Annotated in this window: 12 protein-coding genes; 5 read left to right on the top strand and 7 right to left on the bottom strand. The window is 68.5% G+C overall.

Annotated features, from left to right (window positions below; genetic code table 11):
- Positions 1-9 precede the first annotated feature (9 nt).
- Positions 10-1,002 carry a hypothetical protein gene (locus GR168_RS13150; protein ID WP_159370919.1) on the top strand — a complete coding sequence of 331 codons (993 nt, stop codon included), beginning with the start codon at positions 10-12 and terminating at the stop codon, positions 1,000-1,002.
- A 25-nt stretch (positions 1,003-1,027) separates the two neighbouring features.
- Here the strand turns inward: GR168_RS13150 and GR168_RS13145 are convergent, their stop codons facing one another.
- Entirely contained in the window at positions 1,028-1,495 is a 468-nt protein-coding gene (locus tag GR168_RS13145) for a nitroreductase family deazaflavin-dependent oxidoreductase (protein WP_159370918.1), read from the bottom strand.
- A 100-nt stretch (positions 1,496-1,595) separates the two neighbouring features.
- Between GR168_RS13145 and GR168_RS13140 the strand changes: the two genes are divergently transcribed.
- Positions 1,596-2,591 (top strand): BadF/BadG/BcrA/BcrD ATPase family protein, encoded by a 996-nt coding sequence (locus tag GR168_RS13140; protein ID WP_159370917.1) that lies wholly within the window; start codon positions 1,596-1,598, stop codon positions 2,589-2,591.
- Between the two features lie 302 nt (positions 2,592-2,893).
- On the opposite strand, the gene GR168_RS13135 is transcribed toward GR168_RS13140, so the two are convergent.
- Positions 2,894-3,736, bottom strand: a complete 843-nt coding sequence (locus GR168_RS13135; RefSeq protein ID WP_058253511.1) for a crotonase/enoyl-CoA hydratase family protein — start codon at positions 3,734-3,736, stop codon at positions 2,894-2,896.
- 110 nt (positions 3,737-3,846) lie between these two features.
- Here GR168_RS13135 and GR168_RS13130 point away from each other — a divergent pair, with 110 nt between their 5' ends.
- On the top strand, positions 3,847-4,506 hold the full coding sequence (locus GR168_RS13130; protein WP_159370916.1) for a PaaI family thioesterase: 660 nt from the start codon (positions 3,847-3,849) through the stop codon (positions 4,504-4,506).
- A gap of 56 nt (positions 4,507-4,562) precedes the next feature.
- On the opposite strand, the gene GR168_RS13125 is transcribed toward GR168_RS13130, so the two are convergent.
- The 5 genes from GR168_RS13125 to GR168_RS13105 all read right to left on the bottom strand — a co-directional run bounded on the left by GR168_RS13125 (position 4,563) and on the right by GR168_RS13105 (position 9,715).
- Positions 4,563-5,117: a dihydrofolate reductase family protein gene (locus GR168_RS13125; RefSeq protein ID WP_159370915.1), complete on the bottom strand. Its 555-nt coding sequence runs from the start codon at positions 5,115-5,117 to the stop codon at positions 4,563-4,565.
- Complete coding sequence (locus GR168_RS13120; RefSeq protein ID WP_058253508.1) at positions 5,117-6,055, bottom strand: AraC family transcriptional regulator; 939 nt, start codon at positions 6,053-6,055, stop codon at positions 5,117-5,119. The genes GR168_RS13125 and GR168_RS13120 overlap by 1 nt, the downstream gene beginning before the upstream one ends.
- 69 nt (positions 6,056-6,124) lie before the next feature.
- Positions 6,125-7,879, bottom strand: coding sequence for an alpha/beta-hydrolase family protein (locus GR168_RS13115; RefSeq protein ID WP_159370914.1), 1,755 nt, complete (start codon positions 7,877-7,879; stop codon positions 6,125-6,127).
- Positions 7,880-7,982: 103 nt separating this feature from the next.
- On the bottom strand, positions 7,983-8,795 hold the full coding sequence (locus GR168_RS13110) for an ABC transporter permease (RefSeq protein WP_055475417.1): 813 nt from the start codon (positions 8,793-8,795) through the stop codon (positions 7,983-7,985).
- Positions 8,792-9,715 carry an ATP-binding cassette domain-containing protein gene (locus GR168_RS13105; RefSeq protein WP_055475418.1) on the bottom strand — a complete coding sequence of 308 codons (924 nt, stop codon included), beginning with the start codon at positions 9,713-9,715 and terminating at the stop codon, positions 8,792-8,794. The genes GR168_RS13110 and GR168_RS13105 overlap by 4 nt, the downstream gene beginning before the upstream one ends.
- A 151-nt stretch (positions 9,716-9,866) precedes the next feature.
- Between GR168_RS13105 and GR168_RS13100 the strand changes: the two genes are divergently transcribed.
- A complete protein-coding gene (locus tag GR168_RS13100) occupies positions 9,867-11,000 on the top strand; it encodes a histidine kinase (RefSeq protein WP_231742633.1) in 1,134 nt (377 codons plus the stop codon).
- Entirely contained in the window at positions 10,997-11,647 is a 651-nt protein-coding gene (locus GR168_RS13095) for a response regulator transcription factor (RefSeq protein ID WP_159370913.1), read from the top strand. The genes GR168_RS13100 and GR168_RS13095 overlap by 4 nt, the downstream gene beginning before the upstream one ends.
- Positions 11,648-11,732: the final 85 nt, after the last annotated feature.

Here is an 11,732-nt window from a genome sequence, read left to right as displayed (position 1 = left end):
ACGCCGCACGTGAGCCGCCGAAGACGGATCGTCGTCTTCGGCGGCGTCGCGGCCGTCTTGGCAGTGGTGCTGGTCGCCGCGCTCGTCGTCGGGCTGGCCCGCGAGGACGAGCGGGCAGCCACCCCGTCCGAGGCGGTGCAGACCTATCTCGACGCGCTCGCCGATGCCGACGCCGACGCGGCTCTGGGTGTCATCGATCCGCGCCCCGACACCCGGTTCCTGTCCGACAACGTCCTGCGGGCTCAACGCGCCGCGGCGCCGCTGGGCGACATCGAGGTCCGGTCTGCTGCCGACGGTGCGCCGGAGGAGAACGTCCGGGCGAGATACCGGATGGGTGCCCGGGTCATCGACACCGAGATCCGGACCGTACGGGTCGCCGACGGCTGGGCCGTCGTCGACGGCGCGATCGCGGTCCGGATCGAGTCGCTACGGGTTGTGCAACCGACGTTCTTCGGCGGCGAGGTCGAGGAAGGGGACACGGTGCACGTGTTCCCCGGACCGCAGCGCTGGGGCTCCCGCGACACCGACTTCGTCGCGCGCGTCGCAGACGACGATCCTCCGACCACGCCGAGAGGACCCATGTCCGTCCGCGTCGTCGGCGAACTGAGCGCCACCGGCGCCGGAGCCGTCAGCGCTTCGGTGTCGGCGCACCTGACCGCGTGTGCGGCGTCGACCCAGGCCGATGCGGGGCGGCAGGTCGCGGGCTGTACCCAACGGTTGTACCGCTCCGCTGTGGACGGCAGTGTGCGGTGGACGGCTCCGAAAGACCTGTCCGGGCTGCGCTATCTGATACGTGTTCCGGTTTCGGATGCGAGTGGGGACAGCAGCCGGGACGGGTCGGGTCTGGGTGTCGTCGACGTCGTCGGCCCGGTGCGCTGGCGGGTGTCCTACACCCCCGAGTACGACGCGGACGGCCCCCGGGTGGAGACCGTCGACGAGCAGTACCTCGTGGGCCATGTCGACCTCACCGAGAGCAGTCCCGAGTTCGTCACCGACGGCTGACCCACCGAGTTCCGACCAGGTCGGGTCAGCGCGGTCGCAGCCGGAACACCGGGATGCGGCGGTCGGTGCGCTTCTCGTACAGATCGAAGTTCGGCCACACCGCCCGCAGCGTCTGCCAGGCCGCGTCCCGCTCGGCGTCGACCAGTTCGGTGGGCACCGCCTCCGACACCTCACCGTGGACGATGATCTCGATCTCGTCGGCAGCGCGGAGGTTGAAGACCCATGCCGGCATCTTGGGACCGCCGAAGTAGGAGCCGGCGATCAACCAGTCCGACCCGTCCGGGACGGCCAGGAGTTGCGTCGTACGGATCGCACCGCTCTTGCGGCCCGGGACCCGGATCGTGATGTTCGGCAGATCACCGATGTCGAGCAGGCTCAGCCGCTGTCCTGACACAGATTGAAGAACGCTGTCGCACTTGACGATCTGCGGGAGGAAGCGAGGCATCCAGGAGATCGACCCGATCTTCACCGCGAGTCCGCGCCGCACCTTCATGCGCCCAGTGTGTCACGGGGATTCGGCGAATCGACGTCGACTCCCCGGACCCGTGTCGAGTCTCCGCCGACGCCGTGACGGTTCGATGCCCTCCGGGCGGATGGGCACCGAGGTAGCGTTGCGGTCCGTGACGACCGGTGACAGCGTGACGCACATCTTGATCGACGGCGGCCAGACCGGCACCCGCGTGCGGATCGAGACGCCCGACGGTGGTTCTGACCACGACGCGCCCCCGATCCGGACCGACCGACCGGTCGTGGAGCAGATCGCCGCAACTGTGCGGGACATCCTACGAATGGCGGAGGTGAGGTCGGGTCCCGACGGGTCGCCCGGCCCGGCGGTGGTCGCGGCCGGCGTGTCGGGACTGACCCCCGGCGCCTCCCGCCCAATCGATCTCCTCGCCGCGCTTGGCGACGCAGGCGTCGACTCCGTTGCCCTCGCCCATGATTCGGTGACCGCGTATCTGGCCGCGAATCGTCACGAGTTCGGCGCGGTCACCGCGGTCGGGACAGGCGTGGTCACCCTCGGGGTCGGCCGGGGCGGTGTCTGCCGGGTGGACGGCTGGGGATACCTCTTCGGCGACGCCGGCAGTGCCTACTGGATCGGGCGGTCGGGCATCACCGCGGCACTGCGCGCCTTCGACGGCCGGGGGCCCGAGACGGCACTCCGCATGACCACCGAGGAGGAGTTCGGTCCGCTGGCCGAGCTGTACATGTCGGTGCAGGCCGACCCCGACCGCGTCGCACGCATCGCCGCGTTCGCCCGTGCGGTCGACGCCGCGTCGGAGGCCGGGGATGCGGTGGCACGACAGGTCATCGACGACGCCGCCGACGAACTGGCGACGTCGGCGATGACCGCGCTCGAACGCAGCGGCCGCGAGGCCGGCGAGCCAGCACGCGTGAGCTGGGTCGGCGGTGTGATGTCGGCCAGTGATCGACTCCGAAACCGGTTCGTCGACAACGTCTCTCGCCGAGCCGCAGGAGTGTCCGTGGAACCGCCGCACGGCCCGCCCTTCGACGGCGTCCGACTCCTCACCGATCTCGACGCCGCACACCCGCTGTCCGAGCACGTCTACCGTGCGACCTCTGCTCCCTGAGCCGAAAGAAGCGGCCCCCATTGCTCCCTAATCCAAAGGAACGACGTGACCATTGCTCCCTGAGGTGCGAGGAGCGCCAGCGACGAGCCACGAAGGGCCTGGTGAGGCAGGTTGCGGAGCCCTTCGTGGCTCGCTTCGCTCGCACCTCAGGGAGCAGAGATGTGGAAGCCCACGCGTGTTCTTTCGTAGTCCACGACGGCCGCCAGGCCGCAGGTACTGAGGTGCGAGGAGCGCAAGCCGCCGGGCCGAGCAAGCGACCACGGAGCGCGTCGAGGTCGACGAGCCTCGAAGCTCAGGGCGACTCAGCGGCCCTTGAACTCGGGTTTGCGCTTCTCGAAGACGGCGGTGATGGCCTCGGTGAGGTCCTCGCTGGGCAGGAACGCCGAGTTCCACGCGGCGACGTAGCGGAGGCTGTCGTGGACGGCGGCGCTGCGCGAATGGTCGAGAACGGACTTGATCCCGTGGACGACCAGCGGCGGGTTGTCGGCGATCTCGCGGGCGGTCGAGCGGGCGAGCTCGAGCACGGCGGTCTGATCGTCGGCGACGTCGTTGACCAGACCGATCTTCTCGGCGCGGGCGGCGTCGATGTCCTTGCCGGTCAGCGCCAGCTCCCGCATGTGACCGTCGCCGATGATGAACGGCAGGCGCGCGAGTGTGCCCACGTCGGCGACCATCCCGACCTTCACCTCACGCACGCTGAACTTGGCGTCGGCGCTGGCGTAGCGCACATCGGCCGCGCAGATCAGGTCCACACCGCCACCGATGCACCAGCCGGACACGGCTGCGACCACCGGCTTGCGACAGTCGGCGACCGCGGTGATGCCGGCCTGGAGTGTGCGGAGCGAGTCGAGGAATTCGGTGCGCGGCGCCGCTTTCGCGTCCCCGGCGAGGACGGCCGACAGCGTCCCGCCCATCGCGACGAGGTCGAGGCCGTAGGAGAAGTTCTTGCCCGACCCTGTCAGCACCACCGCGCGCACTTCCGGATCGGTGTCGAGGTGCCCGAACAGCTCCGGGAGTTCCTGCCAGAAGTCCGGTCCCATGGCATTACCCTTGCCCGGGCCGATGAGGGTGACTTCGGCGATGTGGTCGGACACGGTGACGTCGAACGCGGTCCAGGCGCGGTCGTTCCAGGCGTGGTCTGTCATGCGAGGGAGCCTACTCGGCGGTCAGAATCGGCCGTGTCCGGATCCGCCGACGGCAACCGACGGCGACCGGCCGGGGCGAGAGCGGTGCGTCGACCCTGTTAGATGGGCACATGAGCGGATACATCCAGGAGGACATCGACCCGGAGGAACTCGCGCACCGGACCGAACTCGCGTCCGCGATCGCGGGCAGCGTCCGGGACTTGATCGATGCGACGGTGCGCACCGAGGTCGGTGAGACAGACATCGCAGAGGCGAGGCGGCTCATCGCCGCCGCCACCGAGGTCCTCCGGAAGGACCAGCTGCCGGGCCCGTTCGGCATCCGATTCAACTCCGACGGCACCAAACGGTCCTGGGGCAATGCCGTTCTGGGGCGGCGGAACCCGATCGCACCGCCGGTCGAGCTCCATCACGAATCCGAGTACAGCTGGCTCGAGGTCGCACTCGGTCCCCAGTACGAGGGTCCGGCCGGACTCGTCCACGGCGGCGTGCTCGCGCTCGTCTTCGACCAGCTGCTGGGCTCGACCGCGGAGTTCCAGGGTGTGCCCGGGATGACCGGCACCCTCACCGTCCGGTATCGGCGCGGTACGCCGCTCGGGGTGATCCGCGGCGAGGCGCGCGTCGATCGGGTCGAGGGTGTGAAGACGTTCGTCACGGGGACGATCTCGGTCGACGGCCAGCTCACGGCCGAGTCCGAGGGGATCTTCATCCTGCCGCGGTGGGCTCGCGGTGAGGTGCCCGACGCCATGCGGAACTCGGTCGGCGAGGGCTGACGCCCCGCCACCGCCGACAGACCCCCGACGCGGCCGGCCCGTCGCCCGATGACTGGTCAGACCTCCGCGTGAGTCGACCGCGGCCCGACAGGCGAGTAGCGCGCACACAGGAACGCGCCGTTGCGTGCGAAGTCCTGCAACTCGAAGTCGTAGGCGCGCGGGAAGAGTGGTCGGCCCGACCCCAAGGTGACGGGCGCGATCGACACGATGACGTCGTCGAGCATTCCGGCTTCGGCGAACTGCGCGGCGAGGTCGCCGCCGCCCACGACCCAGACGTGGCGGTCGCCCGCTGCGTCGACCAGACGGTCACGGAGGTCTGCGGGGCTCCCGGCGACCACCGAGATGGTGTCCGACACCGGCGTCAGTGACTGATGGGTGAAGACGAACGTCGGTATGTCGTATGGCCACGGCTTCCCGTCGGAGACCTCGTGGTCGAGGATCCACCGGTAGGTCGTCGCGCCCATCACGGCGACACCGACCTGCCGGAAGAAGTCGTCGTAGTTCATCGGCCCGCCCTCCTCGAGCGGCTGGCTGAGCAGCCAGTCGAGGTTGTCCCGGTCGTCGGCGAGGAAGCCGTCGAGGGTCGTTGCCGTGTAGTAGCGGAATGCCATCAGAATCCTCCGGAGTGTTTGCGGTGCCACATGATCGGGTCGGGATCGAGAGTCGGGGCGGTGACGTCGACGCCGGAGTCCCGCAGCATCCAGCGGGCGACGAGCCGACGATGTGCGGAGAACGTCAACACGTGCGCGACGATCTGGGAGAGCAGGAACGATTCGGGTGGGTCGCACAAGGCGTCGATCACACGGTCCTGCCACGCGCCGCGTCGGTCGATGTCACGGATCAGGGCGAGCCAGCGCGGTGCAATGTCGCGATGCAACTCGATGAGGTCGGTCAGTTGGGTCGGTGCGGCCGGCGGCAGGTCGGCTCCCTCGATCGTCGACAACCAGGGGAGTTTGTCGCCGACGAGATGGGAAATGACCTCTGCGAGAGACTCTTCCGGTCCACTCCAGGACAGCAGCTGGTTACCCGCGAGACGCGGCGCGGTCCACGACGCGGCGTCGAGCCCCTTCGCGGCGTCGAGGAGCGCCTCGATGTCGTCGAGGTCGTGGCGAATCATGAGCATCACCACGTTGCCCGCATCCTCGGTCGTGGGTGAGCCGCTGTCGACGTACAGCGCAGTGGGCGAGTGGAAGTGGATGCCGTTCGGCGCCGGCAGCCAGTGGCTGTGCTCTCCCACCGCACCCATGCGGCCGGGACTGTGTCCGAAGGCGCGGCTGAAGGCACGCGAGAAGCCGTCGACGGACGAGTACCCGGACTCGAAGGCCACGTCGGTCACCGACTGTCCCCGCTGGAGGAGCCACGCCGCACGTTCGAGGAGGACGCGGCGCCGCAGGGCCACCGGTGCCTCGCCGGCACCGCGCCGGACCTGCCGGGTGAAGTGGAACGGCGACGCGTAGGCGCCCGAGGCCATGTCGTCGAGCGAGGTGTTGTCCTCGGACAGCACCGCGTCGAGAAGCTGCCGGAGACGGTCACGGTCGGTAGAGGTCACCCTCTGAGTATGGAACCGCGAAAGCCGTTCCCGCCCGACCGAAATTGCTCCACCGGGCGGCGGTGCCGATCAGTCCCTCGTCAGCAGGGGGATCAGACGTTCGGTCTTGGCCTCGGTCCAGCCCGGCGGCTGCAGGATCTTGGCCCAGGCTGCCGGGATCGCGGACATGTAGTTGTGTCCGTGGCCGTCGGGGACTCCGACTGACACCGCCATGTCGGCGCTGACCTGCAAGAAGGTCACGAACGGGATCCACCGCATCGCCGACAGCACGTCGCGTCCGGGTTCCTCCTCGAGCCAGTCCGGCTCGCGGAGGATCAGTCGCGGGTTCCACCACGAGATCGGATCGGAGGCGTGCTGCAGATACACCGCGCGACCCGACGGCGACGTCCACTCGGTGGTCGGCTTGTCGAGGTCGGGTGCGTCGGCGATGAATCGGACCTGTCGTCCGTCGTCGTAGGTGGGCAACACTTCCGGCGTCCCGTCGTCGCGTGACCCGGTCGTGTCCACCCACAGTTTGTTGTTGAAGGTCGGTCCGCTGAACAACGCACCGTCGGTTCGCGCGCTCAGCGCCGGGATGGTCCCGAACGCCGACTCGGCCGCGAACGAGCCGAGGCTCTCGCCGAATACGACGAGCTTGGGGCGTTGGGCCTCAGGTACCTCGCGCACCCGTTCCGAGACCGCCTCGAAGAGCGCCTGCCCGGCCTGCCGCGCGCGTTCCTTGTCGACGAGGAACGACAACCAGCTCGGCAGGTACGAGTACTGCATGCTCACCGTCGCCGTGTCGCCGTTGTACATGTACTCGAGCGAGTCCACCGTCGCCTGGTTGATCCACCCGGTGCCGGTGGTGGAGGCGACCGCGATGAGTTTGCGCTGCAACCCGCCGGCGCGGACGAGTTCCTCTGCGGCGAGTTCGGCATTGGCACGCAGATCTGTACCCGAGCCGAGCCCGACGTAGGCGCGGATCGGTTCCATCGCGGGGGACCCGTTGAACGCGCTCAGCTCTTCCACGGTGGGCGACACCGAGATGAAGATCCGGCCTTGACGCCCGAGCGAATCCCAGGTCACCAGCGAGCCCGGACCGCCCGAACGCTGCGGGGTGGTAGGCGGACTGGAGTCCGCCGTCGTCTCGTCGTTGACCGCGGCGAACGACGAGTTCAGCGCCTGCATACCGTAGTTGGCGACGACGCCGTTGAGGACCAGCACCGTGATGATGATCGCGATGGTCGCCGCGGCGAAGGCCGAGATACGCGGCGGCGCCACGCGATTGAGTTTCCGGACGAGCCACTTCACCCCGTCGCCCCACGCCTGCCCGATGGTCATCAGCAGGGCGAAGACCACCACGGCGATGAGCAGGATCTGCGGGTAGGCCGTCCAGGACAGGAGGTCGACCCCCATCATCGTCCGGACCTGGTCCTGCCACCGCTGGAACGCGACCAGCATGACGACGGTGCCCGCGATCGCGGCCAGGCCCAGCGCCGCCCAGAGTCGGCGCATCGGCGCGGGCCAGGGTTCCTCCCGGGAGATCATGTAACGGATCAGCCAGGACACCAGCACACCGAGGCCGTACCCGACCGCGGCCGAGGCCCCGCTCACGATGCCCTGGAACAGCGGCCCGCGCGGCAGGAGCGACGGCGTCACCGACAGCCACAGAAAGACGAGCGCGACCGTCAACCCGACGCAGGAATACCGGTGGAGCCGCCGCCGCCACCACCACGACGGCTTCTGTCCTTCTGCCGGGCCGGTGGCGCCGGACTGCTCCGGAACCGATGCTTCGTCCGGTTCCGGAGCGGCAGGTGGTTGCGAGGTGGGCGTGGTCGACGACACGTGGGTTCCTCTTTTCTCGAGAACCCGGAAACCGTAACACCGATCGCGGTGTGGCAGCGGCGCTTACGGCGACCGTGACCGTGGTGCCATCCAGCGGCGTCCGTTACTTGACCTCGGACCGCAGAATCCGTAGCACCCCGAACGCCAGGGGCAGCCCGATCCAGATCACTGCCGAGACGAGCATCCTCGCCCATTCGCCCCCGGTCGCCCAGTCGCCCTCTTGAAAGGGCACGTTCGTCAGGCCGGTGTCCACCCACTGGCCGAGATTGTCCTTGAACCACGGGACCAGCTGGCTGACCACGGTCAGAGCGGTGGGCAGCGCGAAGTAGGCGACGATCGCGCCCGGGGTGTTCAGGATCAGGGCGGCGAAGCCGAAACCGAGCAGCAAGCCGAAGGTCTGCGAGACAAACGAATTCACGAACCCGGCGAGCGTGAGGTCCCAGGAGCCGGCGGGATCGGGGAACGCCAGACCGGCGATTCCGTTGCCGATGACGCCGAGGATGAGCGCGACCGCGACCGCCGCGACGGCGGTGAGGAGCGCCGCCACCAGCTTCGCTCCGACGACGCGCTGCCGTCGGGGTTCGAGGGTGAATGTCGTCAGCGCGGTGCGTTGGCTCCATTCCCCGGTCACGAGCAGGATCGCGAGGATGGGCAGGATGATGGCGGTCGGGATGTTCATCATCCCGAAGAACTGTCCGAGGTTGAGGTTCTCGGGGCTGTTGCGGTTCGCGATGAGCATCGCGATCACGACGATCGCCGCGATGACTCCGATCGAGGCGGTCAGCCAGAAACCCGCACGCGTGTCGACGAGCTTGCGCAGTTCGACGCGGACGAGTCGGGAGAACGGGATTCCGGGGCGCTCGACGTCGATCACGTCGGTGTGCGGCACGGGGGTGCCGAAGTCGGCGAGGGTCATCGAGCTGCTCCTTCGAGTGTGGTGTGTTCACGCTGGGTGTCCGCGGTCAGCTGCAGGAACATCGCCTCGAGCTGGGCGCCGTCCGCGGGCCGCAGCTCGGTGAGGACGACGCCGACGGCGGCCGCGGCGCGGCCCACGTCGATGGGGTCGGCGTCGACATCGAGTCCGCCGGAGGCGTTGCGCTGCACGGTGATCCCGGCTGCGTTCAGCGCCTCGCCGAGGGTCGCGTCGTCGAGTGATCGGACGCGTGTCCCGGCGCCGGCGAGCAGTTCGTCTTTGGTGCCCTGGGCCACGATCCGGCCGTTGCCGATCACGACGATGTCGTCGGCGACGATCTCGATCTCGTGCAACAGGTGCGACGACAGCAGCACCGTGCCGCCGCGATCGGCGTACCCGCGCAGCAGGGTTCGCATCCAGTGGATGCCCGCCGGGTCCAGTCCGTTGGCCGGTTCGTCGAGGATCAGGATCTTCGGGTCCCCGAGCAGGGCTGCGGCGATACCGAGACGCTGGCGCATGCCGAGGGAGTAGTTGCGCACTCGTCGCCCGGCCTCCTCCGGGGTGAGGCTGACCAGCTCGAGCATCTCGTCGACGCGGTCGTGGCCGATGCCCATGGTCATCGCCGACAGTCGCAGGACCTCCGCGCCCGTCCGGCCGGCGTGCTGAGCCGAGGCGTCCAGGAGGATGCCGACCTGCGTGCCGGGATTCGGGATGGACCGGTAGTCGACGCCGTAGAGTTGCGCCACCCCCGACGTCGGCGGCGTCAGCCCGGCGATGATCCGCATCGTCGTCGACTTCCCGGCGCCGTTGGGGCCCAGGAATCCGGTCACCTGCCCGGGGCGGCAGGTGAACGACACGTCGTCGACTGCGACGTAGTCGCCGTAGCGCTTCGTCAGATTCTTCACTGTGATCATGTCGTCCATCGTGTCCTTTCCGCACGGCGTGCACATCGGACCTCCGGACAGCGTCGTATCGACCGAAAGTCGTAGGGGTCGACACCCATCGGGAGGACGCGGGCACCACCGGCGCCCGACTACGGTGACGGTTGTGCGTCCTGAGCAGTACCAACCACCGATGACGTGGGCCGGCCGATTGTGGCGGCTCGCGGTGATGCTCTGCGTCTCGGCCGGCACCTTCGCCACCCGTGCGTCGTACCTGTGGGACGAGGCCCGGTGGTGGTTCGTCGCCGACCTCGCACTCGGGGTGCTCTCCTACATCGTCATCTGGTGGCGCCGAAGCCATCCCGTACCGGTCACGACGTTCACGAACATCGTGACCATCGTGTCGTCGTCGTCTCTCGGACCGGGCATTCTCGCCATGGTGTCCCTGTCGACCCGGCGTCGGTGGCGCGAGATCATCCCGCAGGCGGTGTTGTCCGTTGTCGCGGGGATCATCGCCCTCGCCTTCTTCGCCACTCCGACCGAGGCGAACGATCCCGTCATCATCAGTTACTCGGTCACGGTGGTCGCGACGGCGGCGATGGTTGCGTGGGGTCTCTACATCGGTTCGCGGCGTGAGCTTCTCGCCAGCTGGCAGGCGCGCGCGCTGGCCTCCGAGGCCGAACAGCAGGCGAAGGTGATGCAGGCGCGTTCGCTCGAACGGGCGCGGATCGCACGCGAGATGCACGACATCCTCGCGCATCGGATCTCGGCGATGAGCATGTACGCGGGCGCATTGGCCTACCGTTCGGACCTGTCCGGAGAGCAGATCCGCGAGACGGCGCAGACCATCCAGGAGACCTCGCACCTGGCGTTGACCGAGCTGCGGGAGGTGCTCGGGGTTCTGCGGGAGGGGCCCGGCGACGCCGCGCCCGAGGAACCGCAAGGGGTTCCGGACCTGGCCGCGCTGATCGAGGAGGCGCGCCGGCTGGGGATGCGTGTGGACAGCCGATGCGACATCGATGTGAATTCGCTGGGCCCGGCGATCTCACGCACGCTGTATCGGTGTGTGCAGGAGGCCTTGACCAATGCGCGGCGTCATGCGCCGAGCGCCCCGGTGACCATGCACATCCGGGGCGGACCCGAGCACGGTGTGGATCTGCTCGTCGAGAATCCGCTACCGCTGACAGCGGGTTCGATCGGTCCCACACCAGGATTCGGACTCGTCGGCCTGGCCGAGCGGGTCGGGTTGCACGGCGGCAGGCAGTCGGTGACCGTGAGCGAGGACAAACGGTTCCTGTTGCATGTCTGGTTACCGTGGCAGTCATGACCGCCCGCATCATGATCGTCGACGACGACCCCCTCGTCCGTTCCGGACTCCGGCTCCTCCTCGGCGGTGATGCCGACCTCGACATCGTCGCCGAAGCGGGCAACGGGCAGGAGGCCCTCGACTCCCATGCCACGGCACCCGTGGATCTCGTCCTCATGGATCTGCGGATGCCGGTCCTCGACGGGATCGCGGCCACCGGCCGCTTCAAGGCACTGGCCTCGCCACCCGCGATCATCGTGCTCACGACCTTCGACGCCGACGACTACGTGGTCCGCGCACTCGCGATGGGTGCCGACGGATTCCTGCTCAAGGACACGCCACCCGACGACATCGTCGCGGCCATCCACCAAGTGCTCGACGGTCGACCTGCCCTGAGTCCCTCGGTGACCGCCGCGTTGATCAAGCAGGTCGTCACCAGCGGCGGTCACCGAACCTCGTCCGCGGTCGAACGTGTCGACCGACTCACCGCACGCGAGCGTGATGTGGCCGTCGAGCTCGCCCGCGGGGCGTCGAACGCCGAGATCGCTGAACGGCTCTACATGAGTCTTGCGACGGTCAAGGCGCACATCTCGCACATCTTCACCAAACTCGACGCGGGCAACCGGGTCCAGGTCGCGATCCTGATGCACGACGCCGGGATGGTGTGACGTCGACACACCCACCCCTTTTTCGTGAACCCACCCGGTCCGAGCGTGGTGCGTTTACGGAAAAGGGGTGGGTTTGCGAATTCCG

Origin of the sequence: Gordonia sp. JH63 (genome assembly GCF_009856645.1) — a bacterium.
Classification (GTDB): Bacteria; Actinomycetota; Actinomycetes; order Mycobacteriales; family Mycobacteriaceae; genus Gordonia; species Gordonia hongkongensis.
Note: the sequence above shows the minus strand (reverse complement) of the source record. Positions and strands in the feature narration are given on the sequence as shown.